This is a genomic window from Nostoc sp. PCC 7107, from assembly GCF_000316625.1.
Lineage (GTDB): Bacteria > Cyanobacteriota > Cyanobacteriia > Cyanobacteriales > Nostocaceae > Nostoc_B.
This window is the reverse complement of the sequence record NC_019676.1, coordinates 4,164,369-4,191,294: the sequence shown is the minus strand read 5'-3', so window position 1 is coordinate 4,191,294 and position 26,926 is coordinate 4,164,369. Positions and strand designations below refer to the sequence as shown.

The following is a 26,926-nucleotide window of genomic DNA, read 5'->3' as shown; positions in this document are numbered from 1 at the left end:
TATTAAATACACCATCCTAATTTTTCATGGAAGGTCTTTATAGTTGATTGTATTTCAGAGCAAAATGAAGCCTCTTCTTCTTTTACTTTTGAACGCCCAGAAGCGTCATAACCAATATCATCAATTCTTGCCATATAAACTTTATAGTCTTCTTCCTCTACAACTATCTGATTAATTTCAATTTGTTCTCCAATAGCAAGAGCAATAGCTCGTTTTTCTAAAACTAAGATACTAGATTTAACACCAGCACCATAAGGTGCAAATGTTTCTTGTGGTAAACTCAGCACTGCTTTCAATCTAGCCCAGCGTAAAATCCAGTCGCGTACATCTTGCGTTGAACTATTCGCTAATAACCCATCAGGCAAAACAATTGCTAACTTTCCATTTGGTGCAAGATATTCCAAACAACGATTTAAAAAAGCAACTTCTTGAGGAATACTTTTAACAACCTTGCCCTTTTTTTTTGTCACTCCATCTCGTCCAGCAAAGTCCTTCAAAACATTTTCATTTGTCAATTTAGAACCAAAGGGAGGATTAGTTAAAATCATCGTCAACCCTCCCAGATAAAAACCTGGACGTTCTGGAAGCCCCTCTGTAATTCCTCCTGTAATGCTACCCAATCGCTCCAGCGAATCCATTACCTTTAAATCGGCATATTGTGCGCCATTCATTAAAGTATTAACTCGCGCTACGTGCATCACATTTCGAGAATATTCAGCACCAAATAAATGATTATCTCGAAACTTGATAAACTCTTGGGTTGGTTCTTCAGGATTAATCCCTTCAGCACTACCACCATTATTTGCTATTGCTTTTGCATACTCCTGCTTACGCACATAATCCAAAACGTGCGTCAAAATCCGCGCTGAACCGCAAGCAGGATCGCCAACATAATCATTTACTGTAGGTTGCAAAATCCCTACCATTAAATTAATTACTGGTGTAGGTGTGAAATATTGCCCCAAATCATCCCGAAAAGTCTTGCTTAAAAAATCCTCAAATACTCCACCTTTGACATCTGCTGAAGATTTTCGCAAACTCCAAGGCTGTAAACGCTTGACGATTTCCATTGTCGTGTGTGGCTTGAATTGCAACACATCAGCTTCATTAAATGCCAAACGCACACCCAAATCATCACCAAATTTTCTCGCTAGTGTGTCCCGTTCCCACTGCTTGGCTTTTTCAAAAGAGTCTCTAACTTGAACTAATAAACGTTCTGGGTCAGTTTCATTACTAACACTAAATACATAAGCCCGTGATTCTCCTGTTTGCTTTACCAAGTCAATTGTTGCCTGTTCGTCATACCACTTAGCAAACAAGAATTTAACCATTGCATCAACGGCTTCTTGTGGCTGCAAACCCTCGTTATCTCTCAGAATAGAGTGACAACCAGATCGTGTGTCTCCCAAAACCTCCCGAAATTTATCACGAGTTAGTGGCGTTAGTCCAGTTTGAATCCCATCTGGTTCACTGGGATTAAGGATTACAGTATAAGGGCTGTGCTGTGCGGCTTCACGGGCGCTTTCATATTTAGGTAAATCGCCAATAGGTTCTAACTTGCGTGGGTAGTCAAGGTCACGACGATAAATTACTGTATGTTTACCACTGGTTAAAATCGCATAACGGGCAGATGGTGAAGCACTCATGTAAGCATTGAGTCGGTTAAGATGATCAACCCAACCTTCGCCTTCAGTCCCGCCAACTTTTTTACTTGGTTCCATAGCCTCCACCATAATGAAGGCTACATCCAAATTACCTACAGAATCAGCATAACGGTCATCGTAAACTACAAGGTCTGCCCGTCCTTGATAGCGTCGCCCACCTTGATAAGTTCCCTCGGCAAAATCTGAATTTAGTTCTAGTTCCATTGCCTCTAGTGGAACACCGTACTCTTCTACTAAAATCTGAAGCGCCCACATCGTCACAGGGTCTTCTGCTGGACGCACATAAGAACCATCAGCTTTAAATAACTTCAGTAGATTTATATGCTGGCGATAATTCTGTGGTATGTCAGCTGGATTTTGATAAGGGTTGGTGAAATCGGAGAAAGGCATGAAGTGATTACTTTGGAGGAGGGTTACACAGTAAATAAATGATAAGCGATCGCGGGTAATCGCCCTTCCTCTATTAAAAATTAATCCTTAATCTTGTGGTGCGATCGCCTATTGTAGTGATGAGAGCGATCATAAATTTACTTTTGAAGGGATCGGTAAAGCGAACTTCTGCCATAAATCTAGGCTGTGATATCGTCCCAAAGTTCTGAAACTGGGAAAGTTTGTCCTGATGCTGCTTGTCGTAAGGATTCTTGCAAGTCAGCTAATATTTGCGCTTTTGGCTCTTGTTCATCAATCTCAGCTAAACCACTAACGTTATCAGAATTGATGCAACTCATCAATTGTTGCCAAAGTTCTATCGGGACGAGTACATCTGTTGTTTCTCCATCTGCGTTATTGACATAACGAATTTGACTGCCAATTTGTCCTCTGATCATGTGCTTATCTCTCCTGTAATGCTTTTTTCGCACCAAATCGCTTTTTTGACAACTACCAAACATTATGTAATTTTTGCAACTGAATTATAGCGATGCGATCGCATCGCTATAATTCTAGCCTGACGATTAAAATCGCGGCTACACGACCAAAGCCTGCCTTTGCAGGCTCAAAAGGCTTGGTTTTCCATTAGTCCGCGCAGGCGGACTTCGTTTGTTTAGCCGCAAATTCCATTCGTCGGGGCTTGGTGCAAGATGTGACTTAACGGCAAGTATGATAACGGAGATTCAGTAGCCCCGAAAATTAAAAGATACTGCCAAGCGAAAAAATGGCAATTGCCCACTTAATTAAATCAACCTAACAAGGAATGCCAAATCCCCAAAAAGCTGCTACTTAATAGCTAGGGCTTCCTTGAAAAACATGATTTTGATTGCAGATAAATTGTGATGAATACAGCTAATTTCCCGTGGCTGACGACGATTATCCTATTTCCGATTGCGGCATCACTCCTGATTCCGATCATCCCTGATAAAGATGGTAAAACTGTGCGCTGGTATTCCCTGATTATTGGGTTACTAGACTTTGCATTGATTGTCTACGCCTTTTATACCGGGTATGACTTCTCCAATCCAGATTTGCAGCTGTTTGAAAGTTATGCCTGGGTACCACAACTAGATTTGAAGTGGTCAGTAGGGGCAGATGGCTTATCTATGCCCCTAATTCTTTTGACTGGATTCATTACTACCCTGGCAATTTTGGCAGCATGGCCTGTAACCCTCAAACCCAGGCTATTTTACTTTTTGATTTTGGCGATGTATGGCGGTCAAATTGCCGTCTTCGCCGTACAGGATATGCTGTTATTTTTCCTGGTGTGGGAACTGGAACTAGTACCGATATACTTCCTACTGTCGATTTGGGGAGGTAAGAAGCGGCAATATGCAGCCACAAAGTTTATTTTGTACACAGCTGGTGGTTCGCTGTTTATTTTGCTGTCTGCCCTGACAATGGGATTTTACGGCGATACGATAACATTTGATATGCGATCGCTCGCTTTAAAAGATTTCGCCCTAAATTTCCAACTGGCGCTGTATGCTGGCTTCCTGATTGCCTACGCTGTCAAGTTACCCATTATTCCCTTGCACACATGGCTACCTGATGCCCACGGTGAAGCTACAGCCCCAGTACACATGTTATTAGCAGGTATTCTCTTGAAAATGGGCGGTTACGCCTTAATTCGGATGAATGCCCAAATGCTTCCTGATGCCCACGCTTATTTTGCACCGGTGTTAGTGGTTTTGGGGGTGGTTAACATTATCTACGCCGCCCTGACATCCTTTGCCCAGCGCAACCTCAAGCGAAAAATTGCTTATTCCTCAATATCTCACATGGGCTTTGTCCTCATCGGTCTCGCCTCCTTCACAGATTTGGGATTGAGTGGGGCAGTTTTACAAATGGTGTCTCACGGCTTAATTGGGGCAAGTTTATTCTTTCTGGTCGGTGCAACTTACGATCGCACACACACCCTCATGCTAGATGAAATGGGTGGTGTTGGTAAGCGAATGCAGAAAATTTTCGCTATGTTTACTACCTGTTCAATGGCTTCTTTAGCATTACCAGGAATGAGTGGTTTCGTAGCAGAATTGATGGTATTTGTGGGCTTTGCCACTAGCGATGCTTATAGCTCTACCTTTAAAGTTATCGTAGTGTTCTTGATGGCAGTTGGTGTGATTTTAACGCCAATTTATTTGCTATCGATGTTGCGGGAAATTTTCTACGGCAAAGAAAATGAGGAATTAGTTTCTCACCAGAAACTTATCGATGCTGAACCCCGTGAAGTCTTTATCATTGCTTGTTTGCTAGTGCCAATTATTGGGATTGGTTTCTATCCAAAATTGCTGACTCAAATTTACGACGCTACAACCGTACAATTGACCGCAAGATTGCGGGATTCTGTACCAACTTTGGCGCAGGAAAAAGAAGCAGCACCTAAGCTTTCATTGAATGCGCCAAAAATTGGTAATTAGCCAAAGATGGTAAAGTTCGATTTATATTTTTGCAGGCGGGTTTTATACTCGCCTTTTTTATGCAGGCTAAGGCATTAACTATTGAAAATTATTATGTAAAAAATTTTAAATCTCACGCAAATACACAAATAATTCACTTACTTATTACATATAATCTGATTCAGATAAGAGATATTTTGTGATAAATTTACTTGTTATTCTCTGTGTGTTCTACCCTGCGGGAAGCGACTGATGCGTCTATCAGTCTTTTACGGTTCATTAATTATTTTTGGCACTTCATGTTAGATTTTAATTAAAACCGCAGTATTAATTTACATGATTAAAACTTTGCGATATCTACACATATCAAAATTACATTATTTTCTAAAATCTTTCTAGAAATAGCATCTACTCAGACCAGTCATGTTAAACTACAACCCGTTACACTGTTTGCCGTCTTCCGAAGAGCTACCAGACTCAGAGGATATACCTGTGGATAATGAACTACAAGATTTAATTCCCAGTTTGCTGAAAGCGACACTGGCGTTTGTATGGTCAGAACGCTGGGATTGGTTTTTTGGCGTTAATATGGGAATTTATTACGACCCGAAAAAAGCCGCGATCGCTCCTGATGGATTTCTCAGTGTCGGAGTGAAGCGCTTTATTGATGGTGACTTACGCCTGAGTTATGTGATGTGGGAAGAAAAACAGCCCCCAGTCTTAGCCCTAGAGGTTGTTTCTCAACTCAGTCATGGCGAATACAGTACCAAAAAAGAATTTTACGCCAAAGAATTAGGAGTTTTATACTACGTTATTTACAAACCCTTGCGAAAGAAAAAAACTCCTCTTGAGGTATATCAATTAATAGATGGGGAATATATCCTCATGTCAGGAAATCCCATTTGGCTACCAGAGATTAATTTAGGAATTGGCCGAGAAATAGGACTTTATCAAGGTATTGCACGGGAATGGTTGTACTGGTATAACGAGCAAGGACAAAGGTTGCCTACCCCAGAAGAACGTGTTCAAGAAATAGAAGAACAATTATATTTTGAGCGACAACTACGCATCCAAACAGAACACAAAATGCAGCTACTCGCAGAACAATTAATGGCTTTAGGTGTAGAACCCGAAAATTTAGCCTGAAGATTGTTTTCAATCTTTTGTCATCGCAAGCCACGTTTCTCAAGAACTCTCTTGAGAAACGTGGCTTGTGATATTTGGATCTGTTTTTGGTGCAAGGTTGTTAATTAACCTGCTGACGAGGGAATTCTATATAGCGATCGCGGTATCATCTCTCGGAGACAGAACTTCTAGATTTCCTTGATTCCCTCAAGGGGCAACTCACTCTCAGCTATTAAAGCCTTGAACATAATCAAAATGCGATCGCCTCATTTCCAGAATTTTTTTAACTGGTACGGTGCGATCGCTGTTTTGTAGTACATATATATTAATTAAACCAACTGGCCAACTAAAAACCGTGTTGAAGCAGATTACTGCTGTACAAATTTAGAAAATGCTAATTTTGATAAATCTTGTTATAACAGTTTTACTGTTTTCGAGCAGAAGTTACAGCAGTGAACAGATGGAATAAAAAAAGTCAATAAGTCTAAATACTGTAGCCGTCAGTTGTTAATTTAGTCAAATTTGTATGAATTCGGAATTGCCAATTATTACTAGCGATCGCCTATTATTACGCATTGCCATCAAAGAGGATATTCCCCAAATATTAAGATATTTTCGGGAAAACAAAGCTTATCTGACTCCATTTTACCCTCAATGGGTGGATGATTTTTTTACAGAAGTGTATTGGCAATATCAACTAGAAAATACATTTTTAGAATTCATTCATGACCAATCTTTAAAGTTATTTATTTTTTCTAAAAAAAATCCTCAACTCATCGTCGGAACTATTAATTTTAATAATTTTATTCGGGGAGCCGCCCATTTTTGTTATGTAGGTTATGGCCTAGCAGAAAATGAGCAAGGCAAAGGCTACATGACAGAAGCACTCAAAGCAGCAATTCAATATGTATTTGATGACTTAAATTTTCATCGGATTATGGCAAATTATATGCCACACAACCAACGCAGCGGTAATGTCCTAAAGCGCCTGGGATTTGTCGTCGAAGGATATGCTAGAGATTATTTATTAATTAATGGCAAGTGGCAAGACCATATTCTCACAAGCCTGACTAATCCTCATTGGCATGTCAGAGAAGAATAATTTCTTTCAATTATGCTCATACACTAATGTTAGATACTAGGAACACTAGGAACTATAAAAACAAAAAAGGTAAGATAGACAAATTTTACCTTTTCTGTTTATAGCTATTTTTAGAAAATGAATTAGCTGAGTAAATTGGCTTCTTCTAAAGGCTCTTTTTGTTCTGGTGATTGTTTAAATGCAAAGCGCAATAAAAGCGGATTTATCATTGCAGGTCACAACAGCTATTTAGATTTAAATAAGTGCGAGGTCATCGGCATTGACCCAACCTCGTACCGCAATCATCCGTTTAGTGAGAAGATGTAACGTTGCAAAATCGTTACTCACTCGCTGCTTCTACAGAAGTAGTAGGTTCTGGGATGGGCTGAGTGGATGAACCAAAGGCAACCCGCAAAAAAGGTGGAGCCAGAAAAGTTGTCAAGATCACCATAATAATAATCGACACCTCCAGCGGCTTATCCAAAATACCGCTCGCCGAGCCAATTCCAGCAAACACTAGACCCACCTCACCTCGAGGGATCATCCCAACCCCGATCGCCACACGATTGATTCCGGGTATTCCAAACACTGCCCAGCCGGTTACTAGTTTGCCCACAATTGCCACCAGTACCAAAAAGACAGCAATCAATAGTCCCGCCCGATTCTCCGGTACCGCCGGGTTCAAAACACTGAGGTCGGCACGCGCTCCCACCGTCACAAAGAAGATGGGTACCAGTAAATCGGCGATCGGTTTGATTAATTCATCTAACTCGTTCCGCTCATCGGTTTCATCAAGTACCAAACCTGCTGCAAAGGCACCTAAAATCGCTTCGAGATGAATGGCGTTGCCTAAAAATGCCATAAAGAAAGCGAAGATGAATGCCGGAATCACAATATTTCCACGGGTTTTGAGCCGATCCACGATCGCCACAAAACTTTTGTTAAAGACACCACCCAACAAAATTGAGCCAATCAAAAATGCCGTAGCACTGACAATCAAGTAAATGACATTGGCGACATCAATCTCACCAGTTTTGGCTAAACTGGCAACCACCGCCAAGACAATAATGCCGAGAACATCATCAATCACCGCCGCGCCAACAATGATTTGCCCTTCTTTGGATTTGAGTTGACCTAACTCTGACAACACCTTAGAGGTAATGCCGATACTCGTTGCCGTCAACGCCGCCCCTGCAAAAATCGCTGGAATTGCTGCTACATGAAAGAGCATCATTAACCCTGCCGTTCCCGCCGCAAAAGGTGCCGCGACTCCGACACAGGCGACAACCGTGGCCTGAATTCCCACTTCCTTCAGTTGCCGCAGATCGGATTCCAGCCCAATTTCAAACAGCAGAATAATTACGCCGATTTCAGCCAGAACCGAAATCACTTCACTTTGCGACTCAAAGATCCGGGTCAGCGCGTCCGGTGCCAATTGGTTCAATCCTTGCAGCGCCGTCATAATCACCGAGTCAGAGGCAGACAGCCCCCCTTCAGGAAAGATCACTAGGTGCAGCGCCGAAACGCCGACAATCACACCGGCGACCAATTCCCCCAGGACGGGCGGAAAATCCAATCGCCTAGCGACCTCTGCGCCGAACTTGCTTGCCAAGTAAACCACCACCAGCGTCAGCAATACGCCGGACAGAATAATGGGTGAATCCTCAGCAACAACAGTCGCCAGGAATGGCATCGGAGCTATCCCCCCACTGAAAGGAGGCAAAATGTTGGACAAAATCATGAGTTTTAAGGAAGGTTAAGGGTTTGAGGGAGTCATAAAACTGCGGGAGAGATGATTTATGCGCCAGGGTCATCGTCCTGCGGGAAACATGGTTACTCAAAAGCCGAGGTCATGACCTCGGCTTTGGGGTCTGCGTCGTCTTGATGCAACAACCGTCTGACCCACAGAAACTCGCAGGCTCGCTTGTTCCTTTTATGGCGCGTGGTTTCGACTCAACAGCCGTCTGGCCCACAAAAATGTCTTCCGTACAGTACCTCTGCTTCACAGATATAGATAATGCCCGCATAATCGGTGAAAAACTTGATTGCGACCTGATCTGCAATCTTCTCTGCCATCTCCCGATTTTCGGTGAGTACCTCGAACTTCACATTTGAATCGGTGTCAGCAGTGTTGGGTTTACCCGTAGAGCGCACATTGCGACTGCCTTTACCGCCAGTATCCACCACCGTATAACCAGTCGCTCCACATTCATCGATGATCTTGGCAACCTTTTTCAGCAGAACCTTTTCCGTGACGATGACGAGCTTGTTGGCACGCTTGGCCATGTTGCTTACCTCTTTACATTATTTACATTTATCTATTGGGTCTGCGCGGTCAAGGGAGCGCTGACAGACCGCGATCCGTCTGGGATTAGCCGCCGATCGCCTGGGCAAGCCCGATGAAGAACGGTATACACAAACCGATCGCAATTGGCGTACCGACGGCTGTGGATGCACCTATATAGGCAGAGGGATTGGCTGACGGGATACCGGCTCGCAACGTAGGCGGCCCTGAGATGTCTGAACTAGAGGAGGCGATGACAGCCAGGATCACGACACCGCCCATACTGAAGTTCATGGTGTAGTGAGCAATCAGACCGAGACCGAAGGCAATTAACCCATGCACAAACGGTGCCACCACGCTATACACTACGTACCACTGCGCCACCTTGCGTAGTTCGCCAATTCTTGACCAAGCCTCCATCCCCATGACCAGCATCAAGATCGAAAGCAAGCCGCGAAAGGCGGGATCGTAGAAGCTTTTATAGACACTTTCCGGCTGGGTAAACAGTCCCAGAGCGAGGCCCAACAACATTGCTGATAAGGCAGGACCCCGGAGGCTTTCCTCGATGATTGGCCATATTTTGACCCGATTATCCGCATCCCCCTTCTGCTGGCTGAGATACTCCTGACGGCTACTGGGATAATCTTTTTGATCGGGATAATCACCAGCCGCAACAGGCTGCTCAGTAGAGTAGGCTGCTTCTTTATGCTTCCTCTTGTTGAGATAAATGTTAGCCACCACAATCGCAGTTACGAGCGCTGGGATATCCATAAAAGGATAGAGTGCGCCAGCCCATGCCTCGTATGGAATTTTTTGTTCTTCCAGTACCGTCAAGCCTGCGGCCATGGTAGAACCACTCACGGCTCCAAACAACCCCCCAGTGGCGATCGCATCGACGACTTTGACCTTTGGCAGCTTGGCTAACGTATAGCGCGCGATGAAAACAACAAGAATTCCTACCATGATGGCAAAGATCATGGGTAAGACCATATCCGCCAGGTTGGAATTGCGGATCGCAATTCCACCAGTCAGACCGATTTTGGTGAGCAGCATAAAGACGATGATCGTACAAATTGCCTCTGGAATGACCAGTTCGCTACCAAGAGCTGCAATGATCATCCCACCAATCAAAAAAGCGAGTGTTGGGGACTGCAATTGAAGAATGAAGTCTTTCACGAACAGGGACACAAAATCCACGAATACCTCCTTGTGCTTCCTCTGATGAGGAGTATTGCAATAAATGAACTAAATAAACTTTAAAAAAGAGTCATGCGCTTCACACCTAAAGCACAGGTGCTGCACGAGAACCTGTAGACAGGGCTTACGGTCTACCCTTTTTTTCTCCAAACCAATCCTGGAAATTTTGGGGCAAAAAATCCCTCAAAGACTTGGCAGAACAAATCCCAGAGTGGTGAAAAAACCTCGCTCTAAGTTTCCATCTAGAAAATCAATCCACTCAGGAGCGAGTACTAAACATCAGCCACTCACTTTTTTTATTCTTAAATGCCGTTTAATTCTTAACCGAGAAGTCTTGAAATCGATAGTATTAGTCAATGCCATACTGGGGTTTTGGTTACAAAAATGCAAAATTTGGGTTTATAAAAATGTCAGCTACTTTGGGTAAATTTCATGTTTTATAAGCATGAAAAATTAGGCAAAGAAAACAAAATTTTCTTTACGCAGCAGCAGACTTATAGTGCCTTTCTACATGGAGAGTCGTTGAGACCGAATCTCCCGTAGAAAATTGTTAAGCCGAAGAGAGTTCAAAAAATTGATTGAAAAAACTTGCAACTTTCGTAAGTCTTATTTATCACTAACGTTAATACGGTTAGAAATAGCTTACAGCTTTCCTAGTCAATGTTGATCATTTATAAGTCTTATTATTAAATAAATATTAAATTGCTTGCATAGATAAAATACTATACCTGTTGAGTAAGTAAGGTTTCGGTAATTAATAAGATAGATAAATTTTATATTAAGTATTGTATCGGATTGTTGTAACCCATAGTTCCTTTGTATGAGAACCCCCAGATATATCAGTGGAATAAATTGAAAATCCCCAAATAATTACACTTGTGATTCCACGAGTAAACCAAAGTAGGTGAGAACAAGTTCAGTTTCGCCATTATTGATGACTTCGTGAACTTCCCCAGGTTCAATTGCAATACACTTTCCGGGAAGCAAAGGATATTCTTGGTTGTCAACACGAATGACACCAGAACCAGCTTCGACAAAAAATACTTCACACATATCTAAATGAGTGTGTGCTGGTGCAGTGTGTCCGGGTGCAAAACGGGCTTGAGAAAAGTTAGTGAGGTGAGGTATTTCGCCAAGGCGTAACATCACCTTTTTTTTGATATCGGGGTTGTGTGAAACGCATTCTTCCGGCAAATTATTGAGGGAAGTGGTAATCATTGTGGCCTTAAGTCGTTAGATAGTTCTACGATACCCCTAGATCCATCAATGCGGACTCGTTGACCATCTTGCAATAACCAAGTTGCACCTCTGACATCCATCACAGCGGGAATACCGTATTCACGAGCGACAATTGCGCCATGAGATAATCTCCCGCCAGCTTCCGCAATTAGTCCACCAGCCCTAACTAACAAAGGAGCCCAGCCAGAATCGGTGTAGGGGACAACTAAAATGGTATCGCGGTCGATGTAGGGCAGATCTTGTAAGTTCCGCACAACTTTGACTCGACCGACCGCTTGTCCGTGGCTGGCGGGAATACCCTGTAATACTTGGTCAGAGTATATGGGAGAAGGTGCCAGGGGGTGCGGTGGTGTATTGCCGTAAATTAAAATTGGGACTTGGGGAATTTTGCTATCTTCAATAAATTGCGATCGCCTATATTCGATAATTTCTGGTAAGCGTTCTCGCAACGGTGTCTCAACTTCGGCAATTAGTTGTCTAACTTCGGCTATTTCTAAAAAGAAAATATCTCCGGCTGTTTTGAGTAACCCAGATTTTAGCCAAGTTTTCTCAATCGCCACAAATCGCCAGCGCAATTCGGCTAATAGCCGGGAATAAACCTCTGTTACCCGTCCTTTAATATCTACACGTTCTTGGACAAAGCCACGCTTGCGTTTACCTGATAAGGCGCGATTAATTGGGTCAACATCGCCTGTTTCCGGTTGATTACCTTGAATCAACTGGACGAATAACTGCTGAATCGGTCGGGGGTCTTCTTTCCAGGTAGGAACAGCAATATTAGTCCCCACATCACTTAAATAGCCGTAATCTTCTAGCAGTTCGTTAAATTCGTACAGAACTTTTTGGCCTTCGGGAGTTTGTTCTAACTGTTCAAATACTTTGTCTGGTTCAAACTCTGGTAATACTTGTCTCGCGTCGGCGGCTAAAGCACTGAGCGATCGCAAGGCGGCGACTTCTGGTGTCACACTGTTATCAATCTGCCCATCTTTCACCCGAAAAATTGATTGTCTAATTGCTGCACTCAAGGGCGCTAAAATGCTGTAATACGTACCACGTCGCAGTAGTTCTAAGTTAAAGTCAATTCTGGCTAAAATTTCTGCCGACTCCATATCCTCAATTGATTCATGGGCTAATTGAGATAACCCAGGAATAAATAATTGGCGGTAGTCTTGCTTAAATTCTTTGTCTAAATTTAATTCTTGTTTCAGCAACTGCATTAATCCTGGGAGATTCTGCACTGTTGACTGCAACGGCGGTGTACTCATTTTTGCGCCTCTGGTGAGAAATTCTAAACTTTCTGGCGGTAAACCCATCCGCAGAAAAATATCTCCTAAGAGGGAGGCATTAAAATAAGCTCTGGAGTAATGCAGTGTAGCAGTATCTGTAAAATCTAACCCAGAAGCGCGATCGCCTAAAACAATTGTGAAAATATCACCCCACACGCCACAAGTTAATGGGCGATTAATTGACCACGTTAAAGGATGAATCACACCGGGAATCACTTCCGCGGCAATTTTGCGTGTCCAAATAGGTAACAGGGTAGTAATCGGCCTCGCCTGTAACACCCACAAAGTTTGACCGTCATAACTCCACTCAATATCTTGGGGTATACCGTGATAACGTTTTTCGATGCGGTGGGCGAGGTAAGCGACTTGTTTGAGGATGGACTGGGGGACTTGTCCTGTACCTTCTATATGAATAGATGAAATATTATCTGTCTCGACGACAAAGGCGCGATATGGTTCTGGTGTGACTTGTCCAGAAACAATTTGAATGGGGCTACCGGGTAAAGCCTCAATGACGATCGCATCACCTTGTTGGGTAATGGGATCGCGAGTAAAAGCCACGCCTGAATATACGCTTTGCACTTGCTGTTGCACCAGTACAGTCATTGCTGTTTCTGGTAAACCGCGATCGCTACGATATTGTACAGCCGTTGGATGATTGTAAGAATCACGCACTTGGGCGATCGCTGTTTGCAGTTGCTGTTTGCTGGTGACACTAATTACAGTTTCATACTGTCCAGCGGCGGAAGCGTGTTCGGAATCTTCCCCAATGGCTGATGAACGCACGATTAACGGCGATAAATCTGATGGTTGAAGAATGGCGATTAACTTTTCTGGATCAGCACCTGGGACAACAACCCAACCTTTCGGCACAGGATAACCCCAACGCTTAATTTGCGAGAGGGTAGCAGCTTTCTGCCCAACTATTGCCCCATCTAATTCATTATCTAAAGTCCAAATTGGGCGATCGCCCTGTAACTTTTCTAATGTTGCTTGTGTATCTGTTTGTGCTTCTTGGGCTGGTAAATCTAAATCGTCAGGCATTTGCCGATAAATCCAGCCTAATAATACAGCTAAGGCGATCGCGGCCAGCATTCTAAATAAATCATCCGAATGCACAATAGTCACAAGTAAGGGAAACAAAACTAACACCCCGTACTTTACTGGTTTTTTGGCACGAAATACTAAAAATGTCGTGATTGCCAAAAAACTGACAAATACCGTCACTAGGGGATCATGGATGAGAAATCCCCAAGCAGCATTAGTGGTTCCCGCCCCTTTGCCTAACCAAAATCTACCTAAGACTAAGGCTATCAGGGCGACTATTTCCCAAGGTGATCCATCTGGGAAAAAAGCACGAGTCAGAAAAACTGCGGCAATTCCTTTTAAGGCTTCTGACAATACCGCCAAAAGCCCTACCCAAGTGCCGCCATGATAAAAAGCAGCAGAGACGCTGATGTTTTTTGTGCCTATTTGTGACAATCGCCTACCTGTTAACCCGTTGGTAATCCAGGCTATTAGCGGTAAGCCGCCTAATAAGGGGCAGGCAATTAAAATAACTAAGGCACCCCAAAGTTCAAGCATTGTTGATGTTGGATTTTAGATTTATATTGCATCTAAAATCTCAAATCGCAAAGTCTAAAATCTTTTTGAAGTTTTTTAACGGTGAACAGTCATCAGTGATCAGCTATATCTGGGTTGAAGTCCCTCACTTCTAAAAAGTGACGTGATAGGTTTCAATCGGGTTCAAATACCCGATTGAAACCTTGATAAAAGTTCACTGTTCACTATTCACTGATTTAATTTAGGGCATAAGCCGCTTGCAGCGCCCAAATAATCAGGCCAGCAATCGAACCCAAAAGCAACACAGTCGAAATAGTCACTAATTTTGGAGAGTCTGCACCCTCAAATTTCATAATTCCTCTATTTAAGTCGGACATAGCCTTTAATCCTCCTTCGTTAGAGTCCTAATTTGTCCGTTTTGATTGTAGTCCTTCTGTTAGCAAAACAAGTTAAGTTTCTCCTGTTATTTTGTTTAAGCTTTGCAACAAATACATCCCTAAATTTACTTATGCCGTTAGTAGTAGTATCTCACTTTATACCAAGAAGTAATATAAGAAGATGTTTTAAAAGTCATGATTGATAGATGAAATATTTTTTACTCTGCCCTAACCCTGTCCTGGGAAAAGGGAAGAAACCTAGCTTTCCTTTATATCCCTGAGTTTACTTATTCACCAGCAATCATACTGGGCATTATTTAATGAGATTTTTCAGTGAATATACTAGTTGATAAATCTCTGCTTTCAGAAGAAAACACTGAAGAAATATAGTATAGTTGATTACTTTATACTTGTAAATTTGCATAATTTATCGGTGAGGGTGAACAAGTGAAAGTAGTAATATTCATGATTTTGGGAGTAATCGGACTACTAATTGTGATTGAGATGGGATTGCGATCGCTATTTGGTTTTGGTAATCCCCTTGTTTATATTGGCGACTCCCAGATTGGTTACTTACTAGCGCCAAATCAAAGCACTCGTCGCTTTGGTAATCGCATTGAAATTAACGAATTTTCCATGCGTAGCAGCCCCATCGCTAAAATTCCTGCACCTTCAACCTTGCGAGTACTGTTGTTAGGAGACTCCATCGCCAATGGTGGCTGGTGGACGGATCAAAAAAATACCATCTCCAGCTTAATCATGAATTCGCTAACATCAGCGATCGCTGACAAATATCCCCAAGTCGAAGTTTTGAATGCTTCGGCTAATTCTTGGGGGCCAAGAAACGAACTCGCTTATTTACAGCGATTTGGCAGTTTTGAGGCGCAAGTAGTAGTTTTATTAATTAATACTGACGATTTGTTTGCTCATACTCCTACAGCTTTACCAGTAGGCCGCGATCGCAACTATCCAGATAGTAAACCACCTTTAGCATTAGTCGAAGTATGGCAGCGTTATATCACTAAGCAACAGCCAATTCCCGAACTAAAAGCACTTCTAGCCGAACCAGGCGATCGCGTGGGTGTGAATCTGGAAGCAATTAAGCAAATTCAAGCCCTAGTTCGCCAACACAACAGCAAGTTTCTCTTAGCCATGACTCCTTTATTGCGAGAACTCGGCAAACCTGGCCCCCTTGATTACGAAGTTACAGCGCGTCAACGGTTGAATGAGTTTACCAAAACCCAGCAAATTCCTTATATAGATTTTTTACCACTGTTGAATGAAACTGCCCATGCTCAAGCCTTATATCATGACAGCATTCACATGAATTTGCAGGGTAATCAGTTCGTGAGTGGTGTAATTGAGCGATCGCTTCTAGAAATTTTGTAGATCAAAAATCCAAATTCACCTATTTTCATTGTTTTAAACCTAGAAAAAACGCCAGTCAAAGCGGAATAAAACTGGCGCGATCGTGTTATAAACAAAGTGAATTCAACAGAAAAACCAACTTTCTTTCCTCAGTTTGAGAAAATTATTTGATTTTCTTTATTAGGCTACCTAAAACAAACTAATGCCAAAACAACCGGAGTTTTTCTAACATTTTGCTCTAGGTACAAATTATTGCCAGAATAACATATAGCTTAGGAAAGATGAAAAACTTACTTAGCATATCTTAATTTTTTATCTAGAAAGTAATTTATTTTACTCAACGCATTTATTGATTTTCATTACCAATCAATGATGTCCGACAAAAAATAACCTCCGGTGTTAAATAACCACTGGAGGAGATGAGCAAAGACATTTTGTGGACTAGTCTAGATATAAATTTAGCGCTATTACTCAATCAATGCACTCCATCTTAAGAAGAATTAAAGGTTAAGTTGATAAGTTATCTGGATGACAATTTTACTAACTGCTTATTTGACTGATTTTGTCAGTAGATAAACTTTAAATAGCAAATATTCTCAAATATTGCGGTAATTGTTATTACTATTAATTTTAAATAATTATACCTGCCATCAACCTAAGTATAGACTTGAGAATTTTTCTGGCAGATTTTTATAGTCAATGCTGAGTTTGACATCTTGATATATGTTGATATCAATATACAAAGCTTATTTTGATTGAAGGATTTTGCCATACAGTTGTACAATAAAATATAGATGCGATCGCTCTTCGCTATTCACCTTAAAACAAATTGCCTTTGAGCAAGTGTTAGCATCCTGTGGTAAGTTGAGATGCAGAGGGAATAGAGAAAGAGCCTTATATTTGTAGGCAAAGGGAATATCTCGTAAAACTCGCTCTGATCAGAGTTCATAACTCTGGAGCGTTTATTTTTGGAATCTGCAAAATTAACACAATACCTGTGTATTAAGCTAGTGCTGCTAAGTATAAACGCATTAGTCATTTGTCAATTTGCTCTCATCAATATCAATGACTAATGACACAATACAAACTCTGCAAGCCGATGTGTAACTTAGACAGATAACAGCTTAATCACAAATAGCTTCACACCATTTGCTGCTATGTAAATAAACTAGCACAGATGCTTTCTTGGTCATTTCTCAACAGTCTTCACAAATTTAAAATTTCCGAGGATTCAATGACTTTCACTAATTTTACCAAACCCAGAAATGCCTATAAACCTCTGGAAGAAGAATCACCTTCATCAGGGAAAATTGTCTTGAAGAATCCTGAAAAAAGCAACCATTATCACAATAGAGAACCGAGAACTAGCAGTTCAACAATCAACGGATTAAACCGTGGGCGAGTTGCAATTTTTATTGATGGTGTCAATCTATTTCATGCAGCTTTACAACTAGGCATTGAAATTGACTATCTCAAATTACTTTGCCGTTTAACCTCTGGTTCGCGGTTATTACGGGCTTTCTTTTACACAATAGTTGATGTTACAAGACCAACACCAGCACGCCCGCGGGCGAATGAAAAACAACAAGGCTTTTTGTTTTGGATGCGGCGCAATGGTTATCGAGTAGTTACCAAAGAAGCACAGCTGACAGACACTACAAAAAAACCTAATTTGAATGTAGAAATTGCTGTCGATATGATCACTTTAGCGCCTTATTATGATACTGCTATTTTGGTCAGTGGCGATGGCGCTTTAGCCTATGCTGTCGAAGCTGTCACTAGCAAAGGTGGACGAGTTGAAGTCGTGAGTTTGCGACCGATGACCAGTGATAGTTTAATTGATGTAGCTGATTATTTTCTTGATCTCGATAGCATCAAACAAGAAATTCAAAAAGATTCCCATTTGGGTTACAACTATCGGTCACTGTCTAATTCTCAACTGTAAATTCCATTACTTATCATCCATCGCCAATTTTTAGAGTACAATTGCAAGCCAGGAAATAACTCTGCGTATTCCGCTAAATTTTGAATTGCGATGGAAATTTTAATTGTTGAGGATGAATCTGAAATTGCTCAGTTAATCCAACTGTCTTTAGAAAAAGAAGGATTTTCTTGTCGTGTTGGCCGCGATGGTGTGAACGCTTTGCGGATGTTTCAGGAGCAACCGCCTGATTTAATCATTCTAGATTTAATGATTCCTGGGTTGGATGGATTAGAGGTTTGTGCCAGAATTCGGCAAAAACCAGGTACAAAAGACCCTTATATTTTGATGTTGACAGCCAAGGGTGAAGAAATCGATCGCGTCATTGGCTTATCTACTGGTGCTGATGACTACATGGTTAAACCTTTCAGCCCTAGAGAGTTAGTAGCTAGAGTGCGGGCGTTATTGCGGCGTAGTCTCCGCCAAGGCGGACAACATCAAGTCACGCGGACACAAAACTTTATCGTAGATGTAGAACAACGCACGGCTTCTCGCCAGTTAAATTCTCAAGAAGCAGAAACTTTAGATTTAACAAACTTGGAATTTAACTTATTAAGTACCTTTGTCAGTAATCCTGGGCGAGTTTGGAACCGTACCCAGCTAATTGATAAACTCTGGGGAGATGATTTTTTTGGTGACGAGCGAGTTGTTGACACCCATGTAGCGCGGTTGCGGAAAAAAATTGAGCCTGACCCAGCTAATCCCTTATTTATTAAAACTGTTGTGGGAGTTGGCTATAAATTTGAAGACTCTGCTGTAACGTGAGCGTGATGAACATGAGTTGGCCTTGGACGAAATCCTTGCCTTTGGCATCACGTTTGTTTTTCTCCCACTTGGTGGTCATGATTGTGGGGGTAGCTAGTTTTGTGACTATTAGTAAAGTCTCGTCACCCCGTTTTTTTGTGCTGCACTTAGAGCGACTACAAAGTCAGGGGTTAGATTTAATTAACGTCCGTACTGAACTAGTGGAAGGTTTTGAAACAGCTTGGCGGCGCAGCACGATTTGGTCAGTTATCGTTGGTACGACAGCAGCAGGAGGATTGAGCTACTGGGTGTCTAAACGAATTATGCAGCGGTTAACTGAAATGGAACAAATTACCCAAAAGTTTGCCGTTGGTGAGTTAGACGCGCGATTACCTCTGTCGGAGATTCCCGAACTGAATCGCTTAGGTGCTAGTTTTAATCGTATGGCTGCCAGTTTAGAGGGTGTAGAAGCACGGCGACGAGAATTAATTGGTGATATGACTCACGAACTGCGGACACCACTGACAGTTGTGCGCGGTTACTTGGAACAATTAGCAGACGGTGAAATAGAACCTTCACCGGAAGTTTATCGGCGTTTAGCCAGAGAAACTAGACGCTTAGAAAGATTAGTGAATGATTTGCAAGAACTTTCTAAGGCCGAAGCTGGTTATTTACCAATTAAAATACGGCCGATAAATCTACTTCCTTTATTAGAGTCTTTAGTAGAAAGATTTAGCGAACAACTGTTAGAAGATGGGCCAGTGCTACGTTTAGATTGCCCCACACCATTACCTCTGGTATTAGCGGATGTTGATCGTACGGAACAAGTGTTAGTCAACTTGGTAGGAAATGCAGTTCGTTACACTACCAATGGCTCAATCACTGTGCAACTTTGGCCGGAAGCATCTCAACTTTGGATTGCTGTGATTGATACTGGTATTGGTATTGCGGCACAGGATTTACCTCATGTATTTGAGCGCTTTTGGCGAGCCGATCAATCGCGCGATCGCCATTCGGGCGGAACTGGGATTGGTTTAACTATTTCTCGGCATTTAGTGGAATTACAAGGTGGAATAATTCAGGTAGAAAGCGAATTAGGAATTGGCAGTACATTTCGTTTTTGTCTACCTTTAGCTTAATATTTCCAGGGGACAAATAATTGACACAAGCTAGTCGCATTACTGTCATACTCAATTGATAGTTTGAAGATATTCAAACTAGAGTTTTAATTCATTTTTGAGATGACTACTCTTGTACTGGCTTCTTGTTTAGTGAGTTTACTAACTATCTCTGGCTGGGCGGCGATCGCCTATTTATTTCCGCCAAATCACTCCCAAGATTAATAACTTGGATGATCAACTGCCATCTTCTTCCCAATTTTCACTACTCAATAGATCGATAATTCTATCTCGGAGCAAAAATTCATTTTTTTCAAGCTCTAGTTCAAAAATAGCCCAGTCACGTTCAGGGATATACTTGCACAAAGCATAAATTGGTCGCTGACGACTAATAAGTCCCTTTTTAACTAGTTGATGTGCTTCGTCTTTAATTAGTTCAATGTCGTATTTAACAGCAGTGTCCATACCTGGTTCCTTAGTTTATGATCAAGGAATTAAATTCCCAAGCAATCAATGCTTGGACTTTATCTTAAAATTATCAAAAGAATTTGAGAAAGTTGTGAAGAACTACAGCATAAAACCTAGCTGAAGCTATGTAATAGAGGAGATTAATTTATATTCATAAAAATATCTAATTAATTTGGCTTTTAATTCAGTCACACGTAGACAAATTCTGAATATCTACACTTTGCCCAGAATGACATATTTGCATAAAGTTGTGATCAGCCTCTAGGTAGAGCAGATTTAGAAAAGTTTATATAGATTGATTAAATTGATACAATGATGAGCTATTCTTCTTGCTCTAAGGCATACTTTGCTTGCAAAAGTTGCTGCTTATCTTCTTCGCTGACAGTAGGATATTTTAACTTTAGAGACTCTAATTTAGAACAGATGATATCAGCCACTACCATACGCATAAACCATTTGCGATCGGCAGGAATAATATACCAAGGTGCATGTTTGGTGCTAGTGTGTTGAAAAACTTCTTCGTAAGCAGCCATATAATCTGACCAAAAAGCCCTTTCTTTAACATCGTTAGCCGAAAACTTCCAATTTTTTTCTGGAGCATCAATTCTCGCTAAAAATCTTTTTTTCTGTTCAGATTTTGAGACATTAAGAAAAAACTTCAAAACAATAATGCCATTATCTACTAAATATTTTTCAAAATTATTGATTTCCTCAAATCGCTGTTGCCAGATTTTATTACCTTTTGGTAAATGAGGAAGTTGCTGTTTTTGGATAATTTCTGGATGAACGCGCACTATTAACACTTCTTCATAGTAAGAGCGATTGAATATGCCAATTCTGCCCCTTTCTGGCAAAGCCTTCATTGTGCGCCACAGGTAATCATGGTCTAATTCTTCGTGACTAGGAGATTTGAAACTAAAGACTTGGCAGCCTTGGGGATTAATCCCAGACATCACATGTTTAATGGTACTATCTTTGCCAGCCGCATCCATTGCCTGAAAGATAATTAGCAAAGCATAGCTGTTTTGAGCATAAAGCGTATCTTGATACTTGGCTAATCTTTCTATGTCTGACTTTAATTTAAGCGCTGCATCATTTCTGTCATGATAATTAGCTGTATAAGCAGGGTCATAATTGTTGAGCAGAGAAATCTTTGAAGCTGGTGGCACAATAAAAGCATCGTGATTCATATAAAGTATCAAGTATTTATGGTGTGTAGAGTGGGCAATTTTCACAGATTCAAAATAAGATTTTGATTGAATTTTCGGTATTGCCCACCTGAGTTTAATTGCTATAAAACATCGCTCATGTTATCTTTTTTTGAGCTTTCTTGGCCTGATAGTGGGTCGCATAGTTTCTCGACCAATCACAAACATCCCCGCTATCCCCAAGCAAACAAACCAAACATATTGATACCAATATTGGCGAATCTGTCCAACTGTACTCAGTTCTGGATGCAGTGTATTCAAGTACAGTAGCAGTAGCAATATCATGAGTGCGCCAAAACCAACAAAGCTTAAACCTACGCGTAGACGTATAGGCTGTAATTCCCAGTCACTAATTTGCTCTAGGTCAATTTCTGCCAATTTTTGCAAGGATGTTTCTGCAACAGTTGAGACTTCTTGCATTCTGTTACTCAATTTTGGGGGTAAAATTGGCACTAATTTTGTTACTGTAGGCCGACGTAGCAAAGCCTCGGTATCTCGTAACAATTCTAGTGGTTTACGTGCCGTTACTGATTGAGCAAATTCTGTGTTTTTTGTAGCCGTCGTGGCGGTAGCTTCGCCTTCAAAATCCATAGCAGGCTATAGAAAAAAGAGGATACAAATAGCCTAACTAATCAGTGGGAGCCGCGCAAATATCTTTAGTGTCTATGTCTTGATGGTTGCAATTTCACCACCAAGACAGATATATAAAGTCTAGGAAGCGGAGGATTGTAATTTTTCTAATCTTGCTAACACTTCTTGACTATGAACAGATGGGTTAACTTTGACAAAAGTCTCGCGCAAAATACCTTCTGGGTCGATGATAAAGCTGTGGCGCATAGAGACAAAACCAATCCAAGAACCATAAGCTTTACTGACTGCGCCAGTTGTATCAGCTAATAGGGGAAATTTTAATCCCTCGGAATCGCAAAATTCGGCGTGGGAATCGACATCATCCGCACTGACACCAATTATTTGGGTATTTTTTGCTAAATATTTGGATAAGTCTTGTTGAAAACGCCGTGCTTCGATAGTGCAACCTGCTGTAAAGTCTTTGGGATAAAAGTATAGTACTAGCCACTTTCCGCGCAAATCGGTAAGAGAGATTTGGCCGTCGCCTGTGTTGGTAGGTAAAGTAAACTCTGGTGCAGGTTGATTCACTGTTGGTAATTTACCACCAAGTGCCTGAGCCGTCGGGGAAAAGTTTAACCAGCTGATGAGGGCAAAACAGCTGGCAAATAATATACTCAAAAAATCACGCCGAGAAATCATGGTGTAGACCAAAATTACAACTTTACATAAGTTTATAATTCTTGGTTACTGTTATTGTCACCCTGGTCAGATTCACTAGGGGTATCTGTGCTTTCAATGTATTGGCTATCGAGAAGAAAAGCTCCTCTAGTAAAGCGAATACCCCAATAACCTCCAGGACGGCGGTCAAGAACTATACCTTCTTCACCAAGATTTATGACATCTGGGGGACGTAACATCGGCATAGGGTCGGCTGTTTTGACGTATGGTGGTAGCGCCACAACCCGGACTTTACTACCAATAGCGAATTCTTTGGACATATAAAAAAAGCTAGAAGTTTGAATTAACTCCTAACTTTATCCTAAAGGGGTTGCTAATTTTGTTGGGTAGAGTAAATATAGTTGGGAAGAAATTAGGGAATGCGAAAGGAGATGGAACTTACCCCCTCCCGCCATCTTCTGCAAGGAAGCCTAAATTAAGTAAAAAGTTAAAAGTTAAAAGTTAAAAAATTTATTTGGTAATAGAAAATATTGCTTGTACTTCCGTTAGGGGTAAGTGCCAAACTAATTCAGGTTGCCAAGTATCTGGGTCAAAGTTAGAGTGATTACCGCGCTGATATGCTTGCCATAATCTTTTCCAAGTAAATTCTTGACGAGAATTGAGGTTTTTATAAATAACTCTTAATAGCCCTAGTCCGATAAAGAGATTAAACAAGCCAAATTTTGCACCTAATAAAAATGCTTGTACTTCTGCTTCACCAATGGGGTCTGCACCATAACCTGTGAGGATGTGAACGCCATCGTGGAGTTGTTTGCGGCGAAGACCTGTAGTAAAAGGTTTGAGGTTGTGTGTATCGAGAAAATCAAACCAAGCTTTACCAAAAGTGCCAGATGGGAGCGATCGCAATTTTTCTAAATACACAATTTGTGGTACATTTTTCCCACGTGCTTCAGCAACGCGATCGAGTGTATCTAAAAATTTTTGGATACGAGGCGTAGAATTTGAGGAAGCAGTATCAGTTTGCATAATTTTTAGATCGGAAATTGTGTGGGGTGGGTTAATTCCCACCCTGGTTAAATAACTAGTCGTGCTTAACTCGGTAGATGGTGCGAGAAAGACGATTTTCGCGGCGGTTGAGTTGTCTTCTTTCTTGAGGAGTTAGATGTCCATCACTACGAATATCCCGTCTTCTTTCAGCTTCCAAAGATACTTCACGCCGTTCTAATTGCCGTAATTCTGCTCTATCAATTGAGCCGTTTTTAACACCGTGATAGATGCGTTGTTGTTGATTAACTTCGCGGTGATGAATTTCCCCAGCAGAAGCTACGGTGGGTAAAAAAATAGCAGTTGCACATAGAACAATGTATGCAAAGCGGTTCATAAACATAACCTTCTAATTGGTGATAGTTTTTGCTCTGAACTTCAATGCTGGTTGGGCAGAATTAGCTATTGGGTTGTTGGCGTTGTTGACGGCGCTCTTTGCCGTTTTGACGTAATTGCTGAAGTTTTGTCCGTTGTTCTGGAGTTAAAACTGCTTCAATTTGTTGTTTAGAAGACTCACGTATTTGCCGCATTTGAGTTTTTTGGGCTTCAGTTAAATTCAACTCGGCAAAACCCTTACCACCTCGACGGCCTGCACGCTGTCCAGGTTGCCTTGGTTGACCTTGATTAGCTTGTCTTTCGGCGCTACGTGCTTCAAAGGATGCTTTTAATTTCGCTTTTTGTTCTGGGGTAAGAACATTTTCCATTTGACTGCGGGTGTTGCGTTGAATTTGCTGAATTTGGGTCTTTTGAGCATCACTCAGACCTAATTCTGCCCAAGGGCCTTTTTTACCTTGCCATTGTCCTTCCTTTTGAGCTTGGGCAACTAATAGAGGTGAATGAGATAAGCCTTGAGCTTTAGCAGCGAGAGAGGTTGTAGTCAGAGTAAGAGCGATCGCACCAGCAATTAATGATAATGATTTCAGTTTCATTTGTTACCTTGTTTTCTTTTCCTGTTGAGGATGTCATCATCATAAGAATTTACTCTTAGTCATTACATGAGGATAAAGTCACGGTTACACCCATGACTTTAGTCATGCTTTCTTTTTATGTTATTTGAGTAACAATAACTTGTAAATTATAGTTGCAACAGAATACCGAATCATCTGTAATCTGTACATTTTCTAGGACAACTCTCAATGAATCTGTAATGATAAATTAATGCTCATTATCATCGCCATTAATCAAAGTTTTTAATCTAAAATTTCAAATTAATATGAATCAACCTATCCAAATCAACAATCATCCCTTTCGGTTTTTACTTTATTTAGAATGGATATTGCTAACTCTCGCGATTTCCACATCTACTTTTCCTGATCCTTCGCCGCGATTTGCTAATCAATTTCCTGAACTTACTATTGGCTGTTTAATTATCTTTGGGTTTATGGGTTTAAGATTGCCCACAGGTAAACCTATATATAAAATAATTTACACAAGTATTGAAATTTTATTACTATTTATTACGGGGATGTTTGGTGGGAGAGTTGCGCGATTGTTCCCGTTTATTTACCTAATTTTAGTAACTCGCAGTTGTTTGATTTTTCAGTTACCTGGACGCTTAGTTGTGACAGGTTTGTCTTTCTCTTTATTTTTAATGACTTTGAACGCTCGTTTACCTCGTGCTTTACCCCCACAAGCACAAGAGCGTTTCCGGTTTATTACGTTCAACACGGCACTATTATTTGGATTAAGTTTAATTTTTGTTTTATTATTAATGAATACCGTATTATCTGAACGGAAAAGTCGAGAACACCTCGCGATCGCTAATGAAAAACTGCGCCGATATGCTTTACGAATTGAAAATCAAGCCACTCTAGAAGAACGTACTCGCATTGCCCGTGAAATTCATGATTCTTTAGGGCATTCTTTAACAGCATTAAATTTACAACTAGAAACTGCTTTAAAATTGTGGCAATCTAATCCAGAGAAAGCCCAAACATTTTTATCCAGGGCTAAAGAACTTGGTTCTAAAGCTTTAAAGGATGTGCGCCAGTCGGTTTCAACAATACGGGTTAATCCCTTACAGGAAAAAACTTTAGAGCAGGCGATATCGGTACTTTTAGAAGATTTTTATCGAGCTAATGGCGTTAGCCCACGTTGTTTTATTAATCTGGATTATCCCCCTCCTCCAGAAACTAATATTGCACTGTATCGCATCATTCAAGAATCATTGACAAATATTTCTAAATATGCAAAAGCTACAGAAGTGATCCTCGCACTGACTAGTACAAAAAAAGGCTTACGTTTAATAGTGCAAGATAATGGAATAGGTTTTGATCTTCAGCAAAACACTACTGGTTTTGGCTTACACAGTATGCGCGATCGCACCTTAGCATTGGGCGGTGAATTTAAAATTAACACTACTCCAAATTCTGGCTGTCAAATTATAGTTGATATTCCTTTATAAAGTTTCAGAGTATGATTAGAGTTTTACTGGTAGATGACCAAAATTTAATTCGCCAAGGCCTCAAAGAATTATTAAAACTAGAACCAGATTTAGAAATTGTGGGAGAAGCAGAAAACGGTGCTATAGCTGTAGATTTAGCAGCAAAATTACAGCCAGATGTAGTGCTAATGGATATTAGAATGCCAATTATGGATGGAGTTGCAGCTACACAAGCAATTCATCAAAATTTTGGTAACATCAAGATTTTAATACTCACAACTTTTGACGATGATGAATATGTTTCCGCAGCATTACAACATGGTGCAATGGGTTATTTACTCAAAGATACACCTTCAGAAGAATTAGCTGTGGCAATTCGCGCTGTTTACAAAGGTTATACTCAACTAGGCCCAGGAATAGTTAAAAAACTATTGAATCAATTTCCGAGTGGTGTTCAAACGCAATCAGAACCTGTACCGCCTAGTTTAACTGAACTAACACCCAGAGAAAAAGAAGTTTTAAAGTTAATTGCGACAGGTGCTAGTAACCGGGAAATTGCCAAAGAATTATATATTTCTGAAGGTACAGTTAAGAATCATGTTACTAATATTTTAAATCGCTTGAGTTTGCGCGATCGCACCCAGGCTGCTATTATTGCAAATACATTTTTGTTTTATCTAAATGAGTCTGATTGATCTAGTTGAGCCAGCCAAACCAACT

Annotated in this window: 25 protein-coding genes; 9 read left to right on the top strand and 16 right to left on the bottom strand. The window is 41.0% G+C overall.

The window, feature by feature from the left end; all coding sequences use genetic code 11:
• Positions 1-2: 2 nt before the first annotated feature.
• Positions 3-2,054: an N-6 DNA methylase gene (locus NOS7107_RS17995; protein WP_015114377.1), complete on the bottom strand. Its 2,052-nt coding sequence runs from the start codon at positions 2,052-2,054 to the stop codon at positions 3-5.
• A 179-nt stretch (positions 2,055-2,233) separates the two neighbouring features.
• Positions 2,234-2,491, bottom strand: coding sequence for a hypothetical protein (locus tag NOS7107_RS17990; RefSeq protein ID WP_015114376.1), 258 nt, complete (start codon positions 2,489-2,491; stop codon positions 2,234-2,236).
• A 444-nt stretch (positions 2,492-2,935) separates the two neighbouring features.
• Here NOS7107_RS17990 and NOS7107_RS17985 point away from each other — a divergent pair, with 444 nt between their 5' ends.
• The 3 genes from NOS7107_RS17985 to NOS7107_RS17975 all read left to right on the top strand — a co-directional run bounded on the left by NOS7107_RS17985 (position 2,936) and on the right by NOS7107_RS17975 (position 6,719).
• The gene (locus NOS7107_RS17985; RefSeq protein ID WP_015114375.1) at positions 2,936-4,513 is read left to right on the top strand and encodes an NAD(P)H-quinone oxidoreductase subunit 4; all 1,578 of its coding nucleotides are present in this window, start codon (positions 2,936-2,938) and stop codon (positions 4,511-4,513) included.
• A gap of 402 nt (positions 4,514-4,915) precedes the next feature.
• A complete protein-coding gene (locus NOS7107_RS17980) occupies positions 4,916-5,638 on the top strand; it encodes a Uma2 family endonuclease (RefSeq protein ID WP_015114374.1) in 723 nt (240 codons plus the stop codon).
• A 505-nt stretch (positions 5,639-6,143) separates the two neighbouring features.
• Positions 6,144-6,719: a GNAT family N-acetyltransferase gene (locus NOS7107_RS17975; RefSeq protein ID WP_015114373.1), complete on the top strand. Its 576-nt coding sequence runs from the start codon at positions 6,144-6,146 to the stop codon at positions 6,717-6,719.
• Positions 6,720-7,038: 319 nt separating this feature from the next.
• Here NOS7107_RS17975 and NOS7107_RS17970 read toward each other — a convergent pair whose 3' ends face one another.
• The 6 genes from NOS7107_RS17970 to NOS7107_RS29050 all read right to left on the bottom strand — a co-directional run bounded on the left by NOS7107_RS17970 (position 7,039) and on the right by NOS7107_RS29050 (position 14,644).
• Positions 7,039-8,391, bottom strand: coding sequence for a cation:proton antiporter (locus tag NOS7107_RS17970; protein ID WP_253274452.1), 1,353 nt, complete (start codon positions 8,389-8,391; stop codon positions 7,039-7,041).
• A 260-nt stretch (positions 8,392-8,651) separates the two neighbouring features.
• A complete protein-coding gene (locus NOS7107_RS17965; protein WP_015114371.1) occupies positions 8,652-8,984 on the bottom strand; it encodes a hypothetical protein in 333 nt (110 codons plus the stop codon).
• Between the two features lie 85 nt (positions 8,985-9,069).
• A complete protein-coding gene (locus NOS7107_RS17960; protein ID WP_015114370.1) occupies positions 9,070-10,179 on the bottom strand; it encodes a sodium-dependent bicarbonate transport family permease in 1,110 nt (369 codons plus the stop codon).
• A gap of 870 nt (positions 10,180-11,049) precedes the next feature.
• Positions 11,050-11,397 carry a cupin domain-containing protein gene (locus NOS7107_RS17955; RefSeq protein WP_015114369.1) on the bottom strand — a complete coding sequence of 116 codons (348 nt, stop codon included), beginning with the start codon at positions 11,395-11,397 and terminating at the stop codon, positions 11,050-11,052.
• Positions 11,394-14,288: a glycerol-3-phosphate acyltransferase gene (locus tag NOS7107_RS17950; protein WP_015114368.1), complete on the bottom strand. Its 2,895-nt coding sequence runs from the start codon at positions 14,286-14,288 to the stop codon at positions 11,394-11,396. The genes NOS7107_RS17955 and NOS7107_RS17950 overlap by 4 nt, the downstream gene beginning before the upstream one ends.
• Before the next feature lie 215 nt (positions 14,289-14,503).
• The gene (locus NOS7107_RS29050; RefSeq protein WP_015114367.1) at positions 14,504-14,644 is read right to left on the bottom strand and encodes a hypothetical protein; all 141 of its coding nucleotides are present in this window, start codon (positions 14,642-14,644) and stop codon (positions 14,504-14,506) included.
• Between the two features lie 447 nt (positions 14,645-15,091).
• Between NOS7107_RS29050 and NOS7107_RS17940 the strand changes: the two genes are divergently transcribed.
• The 4 genes from NOS7107_RS17940 (at position 15,092) to NOS7107_RS17925 (ending at position 19,876) form a co-directional block, all read left to right on the top strand.
• The gene (locus NOS7107_RS17940; RefSeq protein WP_015114366.1) at positions 15,092-16,033 is read left to right on the top strand and encodes an SGNH/GDSL hydrolase family protein; all 942 of its coding nucleotides are present in this window, start codon (positions 15,092-15,094) and stop codon (positions 16,031-16,033) included.
• Positions 16,034-17,246: 1,213 nt separating this feature from the next.
• A complete protein-coding gene (locus tag NOS7107_RS17935; RefSeq protein ID WP_015114365.1) occupies positions 17,247-17,957 on the top strand; it encodes an NYN domain-containing protein in 711 nt (236 codons plus the stop codon).
• Positions 17,958-18,047: 90 nt separating this feature from the next.
• Positions 18,048-18,758, top strand: coding sequence for a response regulator transcription factor (locus NOS7107_RS17930; protein ID WP_015114364.1), 711 nt, complete (start codon positions 18,048-18,050; stop codon positions 18,756-18,758).
• A gap of 11 nt (positions 18,759-18,769) precedes the next feature.
• Positions 18,770-19,876, top strand: a complete 1,107-nt coding sequence (locus NOS7107_RS17925) for a cell wall metabolism sensor histidine kinase WalK (RefSeq protein ID WP_015114363.1) — start codon at positions 18,770-18,772, stop codon at positions 19,874-19,876.
• A gap of 216 nt (positions 19,877-20,092) precedes the next feature.
• Here the strand turns inward: NOS7107_RS17925 and NOS7107_RS17920 are convergent, their stop codons facing one another.
• The 8 genes from NOS7107_RS17920 to NOS7107_RS17885 all read right to left on the bottom strand — a co-directional run bounded on the left by NOS7107_RS17920 (position 20,093) and on the right by NOS7107_RS17885 (position 24,752).
• Positions 20,093-20,320, bottom strand: a complete 228-nt coding sequence (locus NOS7107_RS17920) for a DUF4327 family protein (protein WP_015114362.1) — start codon at positions 20,318-20,320, stop codon at positions 20,093-20,095.
• Positions 20,321-20,643: 323 nt separating this feature from the next.
• The gene (locus NOS7107_RS17915) at positions 20,644-21,513 is read right to left on the bottom strand and encodes a polyphosphate kinase 2 family protein (RefSeq protein WP_015114361.1); all 870 of its coding nucleotides are present in this window, start codon (positions 21,511-21,513) and stop codon (positions 20,644-20,646) included.
• Between the two features lie 120 nt (positions 21,514-21,633).
• Positions 21,634-22,122, bottom strand: a complete 489-nt coding sequence (locus NOS7107_RS17910) for a hypothetical protein (protein WP_015114360.1) — start codon at positions 22,120-22,122, stop codon at positions 21,634-21,636.
• A 120-nt stretch (positions 22,123-22,242) separates the two neighbouring features.
• A complete protein-coding gene (locus tag NOS7107_RS17905; RefSeq protein WP_015114359.1) occupies positions 22,243-22,800 on the bottom strand; it encodes a peroxiredoxin in 558 nt (185 codons plus the stop codon).
• Positions 22,801-22,832: 32 nt separating this feature from the next.
• Positions 22,833-23,099 carry a regulatory protein SipA gene (gene sipA, locus NOS7107_RS17900; RefSeq protein ID WP_015114358.1) on the bottom strand — a complete coding sequence of 89 codons (267 nt, stop codon included), beginning with the start codon at positions 23,097-23,099 and terminating at the stop codon, positions 22,833-22,835.
• Positions 23,100-23,289: 190 nt separating this feature from the next.
• Positions 23,290-23,805: a Coq4 family protein gene (locus NOS7107_RS17895; protein WP_015114357.1), complete on the bottom strand. Its 516-nt coding sequence runs from the start codon at positions 23,803-23,805 to the stop codon at positions 23,290-23,292.
• Between the two features lie 55 nt (positions 23,806-23,860).
• A complete protein-coding gene (locus NOS7107_RS17890; RefSeq protein ID WP_015114356.1) occupies positions 23,861-24,160 on the bottom strand; it encodes a hypothetical protein in 300 nt (99 codons plus the stop codon).
• A gap of 61 nt (positions 24,161-24,221) precedes the next feature.
• Positions 24,222-24,752 (bottom strand): Spy/CpxP family protein refolding chaperone, encoded by a 531-nt coding sequence (locus tag NOS7107_RS17885; protein ID WP_015114355.1) that lies wholly within the window; start codon positions 24,750-24,752, stop codon positions 24,222-24,224.
• Positions 24,753-25,036: 284 nt separating this feature from the next.
• Between NOS7107_RS17885 and NOS7107_RS17880 the strand changes: the two genes are divergently transcribed.
• Positions 25,037-26,227, top strand: coding sequence for a sensor histidine kinase (locus NOS7107_RS17880; RefSeq protein WP_015114354.1), 1,191 nt, complete (start codon positions 25,037-25,039; stop codon positions 26,225-26,227).
• Between the two features lie 11 nt (positions 26,228-26,238).
• On the top strand, positions 26,239-26,901 hold the full coding sequence (locus tag NOS7107_RS17875; RefSeq protein WP_015114353.1) for a response regulator transcription factor: 663 nt from the start codon (positions 26,239-26,241) through the stop codon (positions 26,899-26,901).
• Positions 26,902-26,926: the final 25 nt, after the last annotated feature.